Source organism: Mucilaginibacter sp., from assembly GCF_025359345.1.
Classification (GTDB): Bacteria; Bacteroidota; Bacteroidia; order Sphingobacteriales; family Sphingobacteriaceae; genus Mucilaginibacter.
In genome coordinates this window covers 138,759-155,336 of record NZ_JANYGQ010000022.1, presented here as the reverse complement: position 1 = coordinate 155,336, position 16,578 = coordinate 138,759, and the positions used below count along the sequence as shown (strand labels likewise).

The following is a 16,578-nucleotide window of genomic DNA, read 5'->3' as shown; positions in this document are numbered from 1 at the left end:
ATTTACAAAAGCAATAATTATGAGAGGTTTTAGCAGGACATCTTCTCCCTCATATCGCCCGGCATCGACAAGGCGACGGAAAAGAGCCGCTGCCAGTAAACCGGCAAATGCTGAAAACGAAAGCACTGTAACACATCAGTTTGAAAATATCAAACTATTCCCTCATTCTGCGCCTGCTATACAAACCAAATTAACAGTAAACGAGCCCGGCGATAAATATGAGCAGGAAGCCGACAGCGTTGCCGACACAATAGTAGGGACTACTGAAAATCCACAAATACAACGCAAATGCGACTCTTGTGAGGATGAAGAAAAAAAAGTTCAGCGTAAGCCGGCATCATCGGGAATAACTCCACTGACACAAACAAAAGGCGGGGATGGGGCAGTGGCAACCCCGGCGTTAAGCAACAGGATTGCCGACATACAAGGAAGCGGCAGCAGCCTGGACAGCGCTACCGGGGCATTTATGTCGGACAGGTTTGGGGTTGATTTTGGCAGTGTAAAAATTCACGCCGATAACGAATCGGCCAAAATGAACCGCGAGTTAAATGCCAGGGCATTTACTACCGGCAGTGATATTTATTTTAACGAGGGGGAGTATAACCCAGGTTCGGGTAAAGGAAAACGTTTGCTGGCGCATGAATTAACCCACGTTATACAGCAAAATTCAAGCGTTAAAAATAGTGCAATCCAGCGTGAGGGCGAAGGTGATGCGAAATCGGCGGAAACAAAGGCTGCAGAAGCCGCAGCGGCACTGGCTAAAAAGAAGGACCTTTTTGACAGGCTGAGGGCTGCATCGCCAACGACGGATGAGAAGTTAAAAGCAGAAGTTGAAGCAACCTTTGCCGAAGGAACAGACGACCGTTGGCTGGCCGAAAAAATAATGAAAAACGGCCCCGAACCGCTCTGGCCAAAGGACGATATACAGGAACGGCAAAAAAGGGCTATAGACAACAAGTGGGCGCCCGAACCGGGTAATATTGCAGGAACGCTTGGTTCCGGTTCGCACACGGTGCAGGCATTTTATTTTAGGGGGACAACTGACAGGCGCGCACTTATTATTGGCGGTGTACACGGCAGCGAGCCCGGGGGTGTGGAGGTGGTAAATGATTTGCTGGATTTACTTCGTGCGCCAAATGCACCGATGCCTTTCTTTTCGATAATAATCGTTCCCGAATTGTTTTCTGCCAATGTGCATTCGTCAAGGCCCTTGGCCGAAAGAAGAACATCAGGCGGAACAACCAAACAACTGGTTAAAGGCAAAGCAAAGGATGTGGATACACCCGACCCCAACCGGCAATTTCCGGCTGTGGGCGCGGATGCCTCTTTCAACACAGTTTTAGGATGCCAGGTCGATTCGGAAAACCGATGTGTTGAACCGGAAAATATAGTGCTGATGGATTTGATAAACAGGTTTCAGCCCGAAAGAGTAGCAAGCGTACATGGGCATTCTGTTCCGAAAAATGACGCGCAACTTAAAAAAGAAGGCGGCCCCAGTATTACCACTGATCCGAGGCCCGGTCACGAAAAAGAAGATGATGCTTTAACTTTAAAAATGGCGCAGGAAGCAGACAAACTTGGTGTGCGTGTGCCGGGCAATTTTCTCGGCACGAAAGACGAGAGAACCAGGTACCCAACGGGCACCGCCCCTAAAATGTCGTCGGGTGTTACGTTTGGCCAATGGGGCTCGCACGACACACCTACCCACCCTGCTATGAATATTGTTCTGATAGAAACATTTGGTAATGCCACCAGTGCATCGTTAAGCGGGGCAAAAGCGGCGGCCCGCAAAGCAGAATTGATGAACACCGCACAGGTTTTACGCGACTTTTTCCTTGCACCGTGACCACTAAAAGACCATAAATAACATGCTTACCACTTTACAAAAAAAAGCCAAAACTTCCAGTAGCAAGGGGAGTTTTCGGGCCAAAAAGGGGCGGACTCAAAACTGGTATCGTTATGGAGGCAAGGAAAAACCGACCGAGGGATTTGCCGGTGCAACGGGATTTAATTTAGGCGCATTAAACAAAGAATACACTTCGAACGCAAGCTTCAGTCAAATTCCTGTTTATTCCAATCAAACCATACAAACAAAGTTAACGGTAAACGAGCCGGGCGATAAACATGAACAGGAAGCGGATAATATTGCCGACAAGGTGATGCGCGTGCCCGGCGACCAGCAAATACAACGAAAATGTTCAGCATGTGAAGAGGAGGATAAAAAAATACAGCGCAAGCCGGGCCCCGGAGGTGGTATTACGCCAATAACAAAAGCAGGCGGCAAAGCGGGAGTCGGCGTAAGCCCGGCGATACACAACCGGATAGCAGCATCGGAGGGGGGAGGAAGTAGTTTGGATGGCGCTACAAATTCCTTTATGTCGGACAGGTTTGGGGTTGATTTTGGCAACGTGAAAATTCATGACAATAACGAAGCTGCACAGTTGAACCGCACATTAAACGCAAGGGCGTTTACAGTAGGAAACGATATTTACTTTAATGAAGGAGAGTATACACCTGCTTCAGCCAGCGGAAGACGTTTGTTAGCTCATGAACTCGTGCATACGCTGCAACAAAGTTCGGTACAAAATATTTACCGCGAGCCTAAAGTTGCTAATGCTGCTCCAAAACCACAGGCTGACCCTGTTGAAATGGAAGCAGTTAAACTTGAACAGGAGATTTTTATGCTGCCGGAAATATTTAAGCTGGACAATGAATCCTGGCAAACAGTTATGAGGATTATTAAGCGTGCAAAAGCAGAGCCCGATAAACGGATTTACTATTTGCAAAAATTAAAACTATTGCTTACAAAGCCTTTCAGGGGGAAAGCCACAGCTAAAAAGGAATATGGATGTTCGCCAGAAGTTGAAAAGAAAACACGACCTGCAGTTGATGCCGCTTTGAAAAAAGAAAAAAAAGAATGGGACGGTTTATTTGCGGATGTTGAAGAAAGGGTGGTTGCTACCAGCAAGCAGGCCGATAGGGTGACTCGTAAGGGTACACAAAACAAGACATTTATTGCAGATGCTTCCGATCCGAATAACATCAGGGTGATGATAAAAGTTAAGCTTAATGGCGACAAAGATGATGTCATAAAAATAAAACAATTGGAAGATGCAATTGAGCGGGCGTCGCATACCAAAGGTTACACGCTTGATATTGTTTTTGTAGATGCGCCGGGGCCTGATGTTTTTGAATTTACAGTGAATTTTTGCCAATGGCCCAATTCCGACAACTGGGCATCCGGGCCCGACACCCTTTCGCACGAAGTACACCATGCGCTGGGGTTAGGCGACAGATATAGTTATATTGAAGCACAAGCGGGTAACCAGGATATAAATTTGGAAATACGGCTGGACTTGTTTGAAGAAGAAATGAACAAGAGCGCACCGAAGGACCTTCCCAATAATCCCAATAGTAAAATGGATACAAACAGCAACCCTTTACTTAATGATGATGTATGTGCTGTAGCACATGACCCGGGCCCCGACCGCGACAAATGTATTGCTGCACGCGACCAGGCCGACCGCGATGGGTTTTGATCAAATGATTCTGCCGAAAGCAAAAGCCTCAAATCTTCTGGTTTGCGGCTTTTTACTTTTGCAAAGTTTGAGAGATCGACTATGACTTGGTTTCAATAACCTTTGTTACTTCAATGGAATCGCCGGTTATTTTACCGTCAATTGTTACATTTTTGCCGGCATATTCTAATACCGCTTTTTGGTTTGATATTTTATAAACTTTATCGCCTACAACCAAAACTGCAGTAGCGCCGCCTTTAATACATTGCTTGGCGCAGGCAACACGGGTTGCAGGTGTACACATCGGTGTTTTGCTTCCGCCGCAGTGCGAGTCGTCAATGTAACCTGTAAGATGATCGTCGGTAATTGATGAAGCAAATGCCACGCCCATTGAAAAAATGAGGGTAGCTAATAATAAAATCTTTTTCATGGTTTCGTATGGTTTAATTGTTTGGTTATCAAATATAGTAAAAATTAAAAAAAATATCGCATGCGGAAAATATCATTATTTTGCGCCAATTACCAACGATATATTATCAATATAAAAATCTACCTGTGTTATAACAGATGCCCTGTGAATTGCTATCAGCTTGTAGCCATCTTAACCAATATTTACAGACTGAGGAAATATTAACTAAAAATGATAAGCTAATTTGCTTTATTACGCGTTATGTGTACTTGTAATTCATACCTTGCAATAAATGACGGAATACATAACACTATTTAAAGACTGGGTTATCGGCCTGGGCGAAAGGCATGAGGTGGACCCTTTAACCATCGGCAGTCTTTATTTAATAAGTAAGGTGTGTTTTTTCTCGTTCCTTGGCTGGGTGATAAAGAACTTCAGGGCAAAAAAAGCAATCCTTATTCCGCTACTGTTTGCCTCCCTAAGCTTTAGCCTGCCTTACCTGTATCTTATTATTGCCGGTCGTAATATTTCTATATGGGTATACCTGTTTATTGGTTTGATGTTCATTTATGGCGGATATACTATCTGGAAGAAAATGACAGAAAAGCCAGCCCCGCTAAGCATTTAGGTACCCCACTCCAAACATAAATTTGTCATAATTAGTTTCCGTTAGTACTGTGAGCGGAAAGAATCATATATTTATGTGTTTAAACAGCAATTAAATCAAAATGGAAAACATCAGACTATTTGAGCCCGCGCAGGTTGGAGCTATAACCACAAAAAACCGTATTGTAATGTCGCCAATGACCCGCTGCCGGGCAATCGGCAATGTGCCAAACGATTTAATGGCGCAGTATTACGGACAGCGCGCAAGTGCAGGCCTTATTATTACCGAGGGCACATCGCCATCGCCAAACGGTTTGGGCTATGCCCGTATCCCGGGTATTTTTAGTGATGAACAGGTTGAGGGCTGGAAAAAGGTAACAACTGCCGTGCACGAAAAAGGAGGGAAGATAGTAGTGCAGCTGATGCATACCGGCCGCATAAGCCACCCGCTGAATTTGCCCGCAGGAGCTGAAGTATTGGCGCCATCGGCAGTAAAACCTGCCGGCCATATGTGGACCGACGCACAGCAAATGCAGGAATTTCCGGTGCCAAAAGCGATGACGACTGAAGAATTGGTATCAACGAAAGCCGAATTTGTTACATCTTCAAAAAATGCAATAAAAGCAGGTTTCGACGGAGTAGAGCTGCATGGCGCCAATGGTTACCTGCTGGAGCAATTCTTATCGCCCATCAGCAATATCCGCACTGACGAATATGGCGGCAGCGTTGAAAACCGCGCCCGTTTCGTTCTCGAGGTAGTAAGCGAAGTGGCGGAAGCGATCGGTAAAGACAGAACAGGTATCAGGTTGTCGCCTTACGGTGTAGCCAGCGATATGCCGCATTATCCTGAAATTGACGCGACTTATACTTACCTGGCCGAACAATTTAATCAATTGGACATTGCTTACCTGCATGTTGTTGACCATTCGGCAATGGGAGCACCAAAAGTACCAATCGAAATAAAGGAAACCATTCGCGCTAAATTTAAAAATACAATTATACTGGCAGGTGGCCATACCCTTGAAACTGCAGAAGCCGAGTTACAAAGCGGACTTGCAGACCTTGCTGCGTTTGGCAGGCCATTCATTAATAATCCCGATTTGGTGGAGCGTTTCGAAAACGAGCTTGCGTTATCGGCCGACTTGCATATGGATTTGTTTTATACTGCTGATGGGAAGGGATATGTAGATTATCCGGTGTTTCAATAAGTTTAAAGCACAATAACTGAAAAGCCTCAGATCTTTCGATCCGGGGCTTTTTGATTAATTGGGGAATTACGGAATATTCACGGGCACCATTAAAATACCCGGTGCATGATCTTGCGAATAGTAAAGCATCTTTCCGTCGGGCGATACAATCGGGCTGCCGTTATTACCGCTGTTAACAGTTGCACTTAGCTTTTGGCCCGGCAGCCACTCTTCGCCTTTGCGGTAGCTTATGTAAAGGCTGTTGTCGCTTGCAAAAATAATATAACGCTCGTCGGGGGATATAAACGGATCGAATACATCGCTGTCGCCATTTAGTTTCAGCAGTTTTGGTTTGTCGTAATGATCGCCCAGCCATTTGGAAGAATAGCCGCACATTCCTTTATTACCATCGCGGTTGCGCGAACAAAAGCAAAGCGTTTTTGCACTGCTGAGCGATGGCGCGTAGGCCACAGTCCCGGGTACGTTTACGGGCCCGTCGAGATGGGCCGACTTTGTCCAGTTATCGCCCGAAATATGATCGACGTACCAAAGGTGGCTATCCTTTTGAGGCTTGTCCTGCGGCCGTTCCGGTGATGGACGGTTTGAAACGAATATCAATCGCTTTCCGTCGGGGCTTATGAATGGGTCCCAATCATGCCATTGGCCTGAAAAGTGGGCCACAACGGGATTGGTCCATTTACCTTTAACCAGTTTCGAAAAACGGATTGTGTTATTGTCTGCAAGGTAAACCGTTTTCCCATCGGGCATAAAGGCCGGAACCGATTCGTCATTTGGTACGGGCACACCCTCCTGTATAAAAACGGTCACCTTTGCATCGGGAGGTACAATATTTTGACCCATGACGCTGAGTTTTATAATGCCGCCCAGCACCAGGGTAAGGATAATCTTTTTCATTGCAATATCTTTAGTAGCTAAATATTTACTAAAGCTGGTTTTTATTTAATGGCTGATAAAATAAATTCAACCTGCTGCGTGGTATTCTAAACCGTTTGGAACATAGCATCAATAATCGAAATATATTTAGATATGGAATTTATTGCCAATCTTGGAATGCCAAATCTCAAAACAACTCTTCATCAGGTGGTTTTATCCCCTTCAAATGAAAATAAACGGTTGTTTGCCCGCGGTGGTGAGTTTGATGTTCAAAAATTTTGTTTAGAAGGGTTCCCTTGGTCATTGTGTATTTATTGAAAACTTTTACCGTATCCTGCAATTCGCCGGGCTTTATGTTCTTAATGTTGGCGATAACAAAATCGTAACCCGCCATCACCGTTTTAATAGTTGCCGCCTTTGATTTATCGGGCGATTTACCCGCCTCTCCGGGGGCTATCGGGCTTTTAAGGCCACCGGCCAAGGGAGCCAGCTCATAATCGGCATCAGTAAAATGCAGCATGTGTTCGGCAAAAGTGCGCATTTCGGGGCTTGGTTTAAATGCGTAGCCGTCTTCGGGCATGGCCTCTAAATAGTGTTTGGTGTAGTTTTTTGCCCGTTCCCAATCTTTAACCATTTGGCCGATGTCCTGCGATTTGGCAATACCTCCAAGCAGCACCAACAATAGAAGAGTAAATAATTTTGTGATTTTTTTCATTGTAATTTGTCTTAATACCTGTGTTAGTTTAAGGCCGCAAGGTATTTTGTTAATTACTCAGAAAATTGTACAAAATCGTCAGGGAGAGCAGGTGTTAAACAAACAAACCACAGGGCAGGTAGCCATCGAATTGTGGCGGTTTCGGGGAGCTGTTAATGTTTTTAGACTTTTTTGAAATGCCAGTATTCGCCTTTTCTACAAATCTTAGATAATGCAACGGCTGCACTCCCGAAAACTCTTTGAATTCGCGAATGAAGTGCGACTGGTCGTAGTAATTGCATGAATAAGCGAGCCCGGTTAACGACTCAAATTGGCCGGAACAATATTGGGTGCGCACCCCCTGGAAACGCGCAATCCGTGCATAGTATTTTGGCGAAAAGCCGGCTATGGTTTTAAACCTTCGTTCAAATTGCTTAACCGACAGGTTTGATTGCTGTTGTATTTTTGAAATATCGACCTGGCCCGCCTGTTCTATGACCTGTTTGATAAGATATTCGATTGGGTCTGGTTTGTTGTTTATTGCCTTTTTTGTAAGAAAGCCCGAAACCAAAGCCACGCGTTCGTCGGCAGTTTTGGCGTTGTATACCTGGTCTGCCAGGTTTTCTCCATCCTGCTTAAATAAAACTGTAAAATCAAAAACATGATTTATTCCTTCATTTGCAGGCATCTTTAATAATTGACCTATTGCATGTGGATACAGCCGCACGCCAAAAAAACCGACATTCCTGCCGACATCAAACCTTTCAAAAGCGGAATGCTGAAAACGCATCCGGGCGCTTTGTGTGGAATATTTTTGAAAGCCCTCATTGTACTGAAAGATGATTTCAGGGCAGCCATCAGCCATCAAAAAGTACTCCTTAGGGGTAATGTTATCCTCACTGCTTTGTAACGACCAAAAACATTGCACCAGGTCTCCGAGGTGTGGCGGTGGTGCAAATGTTTTGTATTCCATGTTAATTGCAGGCAATATTGTTACCCAGCACAAGTTTAGGAAATAATCTTAATAATCAACAAAAGAGAACTTTACCCTTTACGCTTGCTTTTTCAAAAACCTATTGGTAAGCCATTTCCTAACCGGCTCATCATACAGTTTCAATGATGCGTAAGCTATGGTAATTGCAACTATCAATACAACCAGTCCGCCTAAAAGGCCGGTTTGCATCGGGATTTTATTGTTTACTACCCACGCCAGATGTAAATAAATCAACGGGTAATGGGTGATATACAAAGGGTAGGAGATAGCTCCCAAAAAGTTGCATACTTTTTTGGTATATGCGTTCGTCATGGTGCCACCTGCCCCGATAGCAACTATCAAAGGGAAAAATATGATGATTGCAACCGACTCGTAGATGCCGTTCATCCACAATTGCGTAGGGCCGCCAAGTCTTGGGATAGCCAAAACAACCAACAGCAACACACTGCATACCACAAAAGCGCCTTTTATATGGATAAGTTTACCCATTCGCATCAGCAATATACCCCCAAAAAACGGAAACAGTAAACGTGCAAAACCAATGTGAAGCTGCGTTTTATCGATCGCCCAGCCGCCAATTACATCACCCTGCGGCCCCTGCAACAGGTATTGCACCAGGAAACAAGCAGAGAGTACTACAAATGCAGTAAGCAGCGTTTTAGAAAATTTACGGACAATTACCGCGTATAAAATATTGCCGATGTACTCGAAAAAGAGCGACCAGGCCGGGCCATCCAGCGGGTTCATTTCGGTCCAGCCGCGTATGTCCATTGATATGGGCAGGGGTAACATAGTAAAGCCCACCACCATTACCAGCAGCATTTTCCAAACCGGTGTACCGGCTATGAGCGGGAAGACATTACAGGCCTGGAAATAAAAAAGCGCCGCCCCGATGATAGTACCTACAATTACCATTGGCTGCAGGCGGATAAGCCGGCGTTTGTAAAAATCCCACTGCGTCATTTTTGCCCAGCGGTCGTCATAGGCATAGGCTATTACAAAGCCCGAGAGTAAAAAAAAGAAATCGACTGCCAGGTAGCCGTGGTTGATGATTTGGTGGAAGCGGTCGCCCGAATAAGTTTCAAGTATGTGGAATATAACCACAGTTACAGCGGCTACGCCGCGCAGCCCGTCAAGAATTTCGTAGTGTTTTTTTGGTGGCAGGTACGTAGTAGTTGCGCTCATTCAGGTTAATTTAGTTTAAATTGGATAAAGGGGAGTGTTACTGCACGCTAATGCGTTTGGCTGACACAATGATAATTAAAACAACCGGATTTACAAGAGCGGTTTTAATAAATCCTGCCGGGTCAATTAGTGAAGTAAAAAACCGCACCCGGAAACTTAATTTCACTGGGGTTGATTGTTAAGCTTGATGAGAAACGGAGTATTGGCGCCCGTCGCTCACCTGCTTATTATAAGTTTGATGAGGAGAGTTATGATAAGGCGTTAGGGGATGGGTTGGTGTTGGCGTAGTTGACCCGCCATCCCTGGACGGGTGGGTAATTAGCAGCCCGGGCATAAATAGAGCCAAAAAACGTTGCTGTTCACAGTGAAACATAAGGAACATGGTGGAACAGTGGAACAGGCAATTATTTTGTTAAAAAGTGCATTTACAGGCCAAAAAGGCAGGTTTTTACTTAAAAATCGCTACGAAAAATGCAAAAAATGCTGACAAAACAGTGTCAGCATTTCCTCATCTTTAAATGCCGAAATTTGCAGCGTCAAAAATATCTGCCTGGTGTGGCCACGTTACCCGCCCGCTTACCTCAGGCTTTTCTTTTCCAGGCATGCAAATAGGCAAATGACAGGGCGATAAGGCTTAACAGCCCAAGCAAAAAGCCGCCCAGCACATCGGTAAACCAGTGCGCGCCGAGATAAATTCGTGATATTGGAACCGAGAAGATCAGGAGTATGGAGAAACCTGCAATGCCGATGCGTAAAATTTTATGCAGGCCTTTAAGCTGATACATCAGCAGCACAAGGAAGCCGAAAAACACAACGTAAAACAATACATGGCCGCTTGGAAAACTCTGCTGTTGTGTTTTTCCCAGCACCCGTACCAGGGTCGCTGCCGGGCGTGGGCGATTGACCAGTAGTTTCACCAGGGTGCTGACGAGGCCTGAAAGAGAACCCAATACAACAAACAATGCTTCCCTTTTATAACCCGATAAAAGAAATAGGAGGGCGGTAGCGCCAACTAAAATTGCTGAGGCGGGCATATAGCCAAGGGCGCTGATCCATTTCATCAACAGATCAACTACCCGGTGATGGTGCTCCTGTATTTCTTCTGAAAACTTACGATCAATTTTCGAAAGGGGATCTAACAGCACAAAAGCGGTCAGCAACCCAAAGCCTGTGGTTAAACCGCCGACCAGGTACCAGATGAGATGCTTTTTTATGTTTTTCAATCCTGACAAATTTACCGGTCGACTCTGTAGAAATTTAGCGTAAAATTCGGCACCTTATGGCTGAAAAATTGTCACCGGCGCTGAAAAAATTTCAGCCCGGGCCTGCAAATTATTCATCTGTAAGCCATTGGCACAACGCTTGTTATTGCTAACACAGTTTAATTAATTATTGTTCAAACATTTTTTAAAGTAAAATTTAAAGGAGAAAAGGCCATGACCTTAGTTAAATTCAACAACAATCGTAACCAGTCATTACTGCCAGGCTTTAATGACGTTTTTGACTCTATCTTTAACGACACGTTTTTCAATGACCGGATGGTGGTGCGTGTCCCCGCAGCCAATGTCAGCGAAAGCGAAAATAACTTTCATGTAGAACTGGCCGCACCCGGTTTGAAGAAAGAAGATTTTAAACTCAGTCTGGACCGGAACGTTCTTAATATTTCGGTAGAGCAGCGCCGTGAAGACAACAACGATCAAAAAAATTACAGCAAACGCGAATACAGCTACAGTTCGTGGGTGCGCTCGTTTACTTTACTTGAAAGCGCAAATGCCGACAATATTGAGGCCAGTTATACCGACGGTGTACTAAAAATTGATATTGCGAAACGCGAAGAAGCCAAATTGGTACGCCGCCAGATCGAGATTAAATAATAATAAGGTCGGTAATTTTTTGTTGAAAGGGCTCCTGCTTGCAGGGGCTCTTTGCTTGTTACAGCCATGGAAACGCAATTTTATATTTTGCTGAGTTTGAAAACCACGCAAGGATTTGTGAACTACGGGCAATATTTCCTGGGCGACGACCGCCAGGCTGCCGCTGCTTTATTTGGCCGCCTTAAAGGCGGCCAGGACCTAAGCGCCCCATTGCATATCGACCTGATGGAAACGGTTAATGAACTGCCGGTGAGGATCAAAACCATTTGCTGTTCGCTGGAAGAATTGGGAGCCAACTGCAAATTAATTGCGTGCGAGATCTTCCGGTTAAAAACACTGGAGGAAATGCTGTGAAAGATATATTGCTCATCGGTTTTTTAATTTGGTTCGTGTCCATACTTTTAAAGCAGGACAGGGATGACGACTGGGCAGGTCAGTTTTAAAGGGAGATTGGTTTTAGACCAGGATTATTTGTGAATTTTGCGGACCCCGGATAGCAGACATCGCAGTTAAAAAATGTTAAAGATTGAAAACATAGTTGTGATGCTTGGGATAAATACCCATTTTTATCGAAATGGGTTTCTGCCGGATCGAACTTAAATAATCTTTAAAATTGAAACAACCACCTTGTCAAAATAAGTATGGGTTATATTAACAATTGTTTTATCCGGCTATCAGCCTGCATTTTGCTTGTTTTATGCGGTATTAAAGCAGATGCGCAGGTGTCATTGATACAAAATGCCATTAATAAACTGGAAAGCTGCAAAAACTTTAGCTACCGGGCTGTTGAAAAAACGCTCGACCATACCGCCGACACTACCATAAAACAACATAAGGATATATTTCAAAAAGCACCGGGTGGTGGAAACTTTGCTTATTTATTCAGCTGCGAAACGCAGGAACCGGGTTACCATGTAATTGACCTGTATAACGGGCAAAGCTTAATATCCCTGTCTCCGGATGACAGCACCTATCAATTTGCCGACATTAAGAAATATGCGATGGAACCTACCATCACCACTTTGCCAGGGTTCTTAAAATGGTTGAAGGGAAGACCTGAAAAAAAACCATCGGAAATGGCCGGCGATACAGCAGTAAATGGCATTCTTAGCTATCATTCAATTTTTCATATTTACGATACTGTAATTAGTAAGGAGTATTATCATACCAATATAGATGTGTTTATTGATAAGTTATCAGGTTTACCTAACCAAGTAATCATTCGGGGAAAAGTGCCGTTAGCTGGTAATGTGATGAACTACTTTATAGCCATCCGGTATTCCGGTTATAAACTTAACCAGGAAAATGTTGATATAGCTGCCTTAACCATTCCTAATGGGTTTCACCCGCCAAAGGACCAGGTTGTGTTACCGTTATTAACGCCGGGAACAGTTGCGCCGGATTGGACGCTATACACCACGGAAGGTAAACAGATATCGCTTGCGCAACTGAAAGGCAAAATTGTATTGATAGATTTCTTTTTTATTGGTTGTGGCAATTGTATGGAGTCACTTCAATCGTTGGATAGAATTTATGAAAAATATAGAAATCGAAATTTTGTATTGGTAAGCATCAGCAACAGGGATAGCAGGAAGTCGGTTACGGCATTTAAAGAAAAATACAAGATAAAAAATACGGTATGTGGCGATGCGGCTGATGTGGCCAAATCATACCATATGCCCGGCGCCCCCCTTTTTTATTACATTGATAAAGAAGGAAAAATAGCCGATGTAACATTCGGTTATAAGGACGACTTTGAAGCGAAAACTACCGCGCTAATTGACGGGTTGTTGGGTAAATAAGGTGTGTTTTAGATGGAAAATTTATTATCCGAGGTTGCGGGATTCGGGCGCCGTGAGCTACTTATCAGAGAGGAACGAATTCAAAGTCATTGATTATTAAATATATTTGGTTATTATTGATAATCTTAATCTTATCAATTGCGGCCATGCCCCCAGTATCTGGTATAACTTTACTCCAAAATAATAACTGTTTCTACATTATAGTGAATGTTTTTAGCGACGAGTTAAAGGGGCTTATTAGAAATCAACTTGCTGGAGTTTGGAATGGATTTGCCGAGGTGGAAGAATCCCCGGAAATTCACTCATACAAAAGAACTCTTAATTCATTTTTAGACAGATACCGGGATAAAGCCGAGACTACCAAAAAAGGCATGATCGGGGAATTGTTGTCCCATATCTTGATAAATGAGTATATGCAGACCTTTACGTCGCTGTCCGTTTTAAAAAACAAAGAGGAACGCAGTATAAAAAAAGGATTCGATATAATTTATTTCGACAATATTAAAATGAATGTCTGGTATTCGGAGGTAAAATCAGGCCGACGGGAGTCCGGTAGTGAAACATCTTCAGAATATAACACCATACTTTTAAATCGATCGCATACCGGCATTTCCACTATGTTTGATGAGAAAAGAAGCTCACTTTGGGAAAGTGCTTTAATTGATGTTAAACTTACTATACAAGACTCGAAAGGTCGATTAAAATTGAAGAACCTTTTAGATTAAGATTCTCCCGTTCACGAAATCGATAGTAAAAAAAGCGTTGTGCTAATTTCGGTTTTATATCATGGTCCGGCAGAACCAATTGATATGCAGAGCATTGTTGACTTCGGCCAGAATATTGCCCGCGCTGGTACATATGCTAATAGTATTATATTATCCATTCAAAAGGAAACATTTGAAAAAGTAGCGGAATTTTTGGAACAAGAAGCAATATCTTAATGGAAATTGAAGAAATCACAATCGGGCAGTTGAGGAGAAATGTAACGGATACATTTTTTCAAAATCGGTATTTAGATTTAGTACTTGGTAATAGTGAGAAATTAAATACAAACGCCTTATCTCAACTGTTAAAGTTAGCTGTAATTTTCTTGAATTACGGGGATCCAAACCTTAAGCGGTTAGGTTATAGAATAGTTGTGCGATATAGCATATTATTCGATGATTTTGTCCCATTGTTTGATGTTGCGATTAATAAAGGGTTCATACCTATATCTAAGTTCATCGAGGCTAAACATTTTAAAAAAAATCCTATTGATGAAAAATTTTTTAGTAATTATTTTTCGTCTTACCAAGAAAACTTTCGCCAAGAAGAAATTTATCTTACCTATGGGCAAAAAAAACTTATTAGGTTTTCAGATGATCATAAAAGCAATTTCGTTCTGGTGGCACCTACTTCCTATGGAAAGTCGGAGATTATTATTAACAAGGTAGCTGAAAACCTTAATAAAAAGGTATGTATTCTTGTGCCCAGCAAAGCATTACTTGCTCAAACAAAAAAACGTATTTTAGGTAGTCCATATGCAAATGAAGTAGGCCGGATTATCACACATCCTGAAATGTATAGGGGCAACGAAATAAATTTCGTTGCGGTTCTAACACAGGAACGTTACTTAAGACTGCTTCAAAAAAATCAATTATTAACAATTGATATTCTTCTGGTTGATGAGGCACACAATTTATTAAAAAGAAATAGTCGGGCTGTGCTTTTGGCACAAGTAATTATGATTACCCTTAAGCGAAACGCAAATACAATTTTAAACTTTTTTTCGCCTTTTATATCCGATGGGAAGAATTTAAAGATTCCACATATCGATTACTCTCTTGAGGGAATGCACAGCGAGGAGTTTATCAAAATTGAAAGATATTATTGCTGCGACTTGCTAAGTGGGGGAGATCTTTTGTTCTATGACCAGTTTCTTAACCGCTTTAGTGAATATAATAATGAACGATATAATTCTGACGTTCAGCTGATAAACGAGAAAAAGGCCGGTAAAAATATTGTATATCTAAATAAACAAAGAGACGTAGAAAGTTTCGCCTTGCGGCTCTCGGGTAATCCCACATCTAATCAGAACTCTTCTATCGTGGATAAAATTATAACCACAATAGCAGATTTTTTACACCCTGACTATAATTTATTAAAATGTATTCAGAAAGGGGTGGCGTATCACCATGGTGGTATGCCGGAATTAGTCCGCCTATATGTCGAAAGTATTTTTACTAATAACCCGGAATTACATTTCATAATAACTAATTCTACACTATTAGAAGGAGTCAACATTCCAGCAGAAAAAATCTTTTTGTTAACAACAAAAATTGGTCGGAATAATTTTTCAAAATCGGAATTTAAAAATCTAATTGGACGAATTTGCCGATTCAGCGAAATATTCAATTTGGAGACCGGCAGGCTGAATATGCTTGAACCAGAAGTTTATATCATTAAAAGCGAATACGAAAGTAGTAACGCCAATCATCAGGCTTTTTTAGAAAATAAAGCTAAAATTGACTTAAAGCTTACCGACGACGTTGATAATCTACTTTTAAAAGGAAAAACTGAATTAAAGACTGCTGAAGATATTCAATCAGTATTTGATACATTAGAGTATTTGGAAAATATTGAACCTAATACTGTCGTTTTAGAAAATGCTGAATACGTGCAGTCTGACATTGCGAAATTATGCTACAGGAATAATGTTTTTGATTTCGACATAAAGGAGAACGAACGGCAATTAATCGCGAATCTTGACAGTTATTCTAATGCCAGACAAATTGATACGCCAATAGAGTTGATCGAAGCGATTTATAATGTATTTATATATCAGATTGCAATCACCGATGACAATTTTAAAAGACTAAATAATTCTGCGGCTAGGAATTTTTACGCCATGATTCTTGATTGGAGAACGAAAAGTAACTCTTTCAAAGAAATGATCGCAAGATTTATTGGGTATTGGAGTACATTGCCAAACCCAGTCGTTTTTTTCGGCAGCGCATGGGGTGAAGTGCAACGAGATGGAGACAGAATCGCGCTATACATTAACCTTAATTCAAAAAGCCAAGCAGACCGAGTGAACTTAGCTATTTTAAAGATCAAAGACGAGCAAGATTTCATCGAATTTAGACTGTTAAAATATGTGGAAATCTTATTCGAACTAGGGTTAATTGAAAATACATTTTACGAGAAAATAAAGTATGGCAGTTCAGATCCTCGCATTATTTCTTTCTTAAAAAATGGGTTTTCGATCGAGTTGTCAAAGCTTCTTATCGATCCTAAATATTTATCCTTCATTCAAATTAATGTTTTAACAGATGAAGTTATTATAAATGAATTTATTATCGATCAGATGATACAGAATGAAGAGAATTCCATATTGGTGTTCGAAATTAGATATCATATTCGATCATCTCGGTAG

At 42.3% G+C, this 16,578-nt stretch carries 15 protein-coding genes; 9 read left to right on the top strand and 6 right to left on the bottom strand.

The annotated features are described in order from the left end of the window. Positions 1-19 precede the first annotated feature (19 nt). Both Q0R52_RS13825 and Q0R52_RS13820 read left to right on the top strand, forming a co-directional pair. On the top strand, positions 20-1,846 hold the full coding sequence (locus Q0R52_RS13825) for a DUF4157 domain-containing protein (protein WP_295795260.1): 1,827 nt from the start codon (positions 20-22) through the stop codon (positions 1,844-1,846). A gap of 22 nt (positions 1,847-1,868) precedes the next feature. After that, complete coding sequence (locus tag Q0R52_RS13820; RefSeq protein WP_295795259.1) at positions 1,869-3,539, top strand: DUF4157 domain-containing protein; 1,671 nt, start codon at positions 1,869-1,871, stop codon at positions 3,537-3,539. 79 nt (positions 3,540-3,618) lie between these two features. Here the strand turns inward: Q0R52_RS13820 and Q0R52_RS13815 are convergent, their stop codons facing one another. Further along, positions 3,619-3,948 carry a hypothetical protein gene (locus Q0R52_RS13815; protein ID WP_295795258.1) on the bottom strand — a complete coding sequence of 110 codons (330 nt, stop codon included), beginning with the start codon at positions 3,946-3,948 and terminating at the stop codon, positions 3,619-3,621. A 271-nt stretch (positions 3,949-4,219) separates the two neighbouring features. Here Q0R52_RS13815 and Q0R52_RS13810 point away from each other — a divergent pair, with 271 nt between their 5' ends. Next, positions 4,220-4,555 carry a hypothetical protein gene (locus Q0R52_RS13810; protein ID WP_252789850.1) on the top strand — a complete coding sequence of 112 codons (336 nt, stop codon included), beginning with the start codon at positions 4,220-4,222 and terminating at the stop codon, positions 4,553-4,555. Between the two features lie 100 nt (positions 4,556-4,655). Further along, positions 4,656-5,741, top strand: coding sequence for an alkene reductase (locus Q0R52_RS13805; protein ID WP_295795255.1), 1,086 nt, complete (start codon positions 4,656-4,658; stop codon positions 5,739-5,741). Between the two features lie 66 nt (positions 5,742-5,807). Here Q0R52_RS13805 and Q0R52_RS13800 read toward each other — a convergent pair whose 3' ends face one another. From Q0R52_RS13800 to Q0R52_RS13780, 5 genes are all read right to left on the bottom strand, one after another. After that, a complete protein-coding gene (locus tag Q0R52_RS13800) occupies positions 5,808-6,635 on the bottom strand; it encodes a hypothetical protein (protein WP_295795254.1) in 828 nt (275 codons plus the stop codon). A 166-nt stretch (positions 6,636-6,801) separates the two neighbouring features. Further along, positions 6,802-7,329, bottom strand: coding sequence for a DinB family protein (locus Q0R52_RS13795; RefSeq protein WP_295795253.1), 528 nt, complete (start codon positions 7,327-7,329; stop codon positions 6,802-6,804). Positions 7,330-7,423: 94 nt separating this feature from the next. After that, positions 7,424-8,281, bottom strand: a complete 858-nt coding sequence (locus Q0R52_RS13790; protein ID WP_295795252.1) for an AraC family transcriptional regulator — start codon at positions 8,279-8,281, stop codon at positions 7,424-7,426. Positions 8,282-8,359: 78 nt separating this feature from the next. Further along, positions 8,360-9,487: an acyltransferase gene (locus tag Q0R52_RS13785; protein ID WP_295795251.1), complete on the bottom strand. Its 1,128-nt coding sequence runs from the start codon at positions 9,485-9,487 to the stop codon at positions 8,360-8,362. Between the two features lie 581 nt (positions 9,488-10,068). After that, positions 10,069-10,710 (bottom strand): phosphatase PAP2 family protein, encoded by a 642-nt coding sequence (locus tag Q0R52_RS13780; protein WP_295795250.1) that lies wholly within the window; start codon positions 10,708-10,710, stop codon positions 10,069-10,071. Between the two features lie 213 nt (positions 10,711-10,923). Here Q0R52_RS13780 and Q0R52_RS13775 point away from each other — a divergent pair, with 213 nt between their 5' ends. The 5 genes from Q0R52_RS13775 (at position 10,924) to Q0R52_RS13755 (ending at position 16,578) form a co-directional block, all read left to right on the top strand. Next, positions 10,924-11,361 (top strand): Hsp20/alpha crystallin family protein, encoded by a 438-nt coding sequence (locus Q0R52_RS13775; RefSeq protein ID WP_295795249.1) that lies wholly within the window; start codon positions 10,924-10,926, stop codon positions 11,359-11,361. A gap of 66 nt (positions 11,362-11,427) precedes the next feature. Then, positions 11,428-11,715 carry a hypothetical protein gene (locus Q0R52_RS13770; RefSeq protein WP_295795248.1) on the top strand — a complete coding sequence of 96 codons (288 nt, stop codon included), beginning with the start codon at positions 11,428-11,430 and terminating at the stop codon, positions 11,713-11,715. 287 nt (positions 11,716-12,002) lie between these two features. After that, positions 12,003-13,163 carry a TlpA disulfide reductase family protein gene (locus Q0R52_RS13765; RefSeq protein ID WP_295795247.1) on the top strand — a complete coding sequence of 387 codons (1,161 nt, stop codon included), beginning with the start codon at positions 12,003-12,005 and terminating at the stop codon, positions 13,161-13,163. A 146-nt stretch (positions 13,164-13,309) separates the two neighbouring features. Further along, the gene (locus Q0R52_RS13760) at positions 13,310-13,888 is read left to right on the top strand and encodes a Hachiman antiphage defense system protein HamA (protein ID WP_295795246.1); all 579 of its coding nucleotides are present in this window, start codon (positions 13,310-13,312) and stop codon (positions 13,886-13,888) included. 215 nt (positions 13,889-14,103) lie between these two features. Next, on the top strand, positions 14,104-16,578 hold the full coding sequence (locus tag Q0R52_RS13755; protein ID WP_295795245.1) for a DEAD/DEAH box helicase: 2,475 nt from the start codon (positions 14,104-14,106) through the stop codon (positions 16,576-16,578).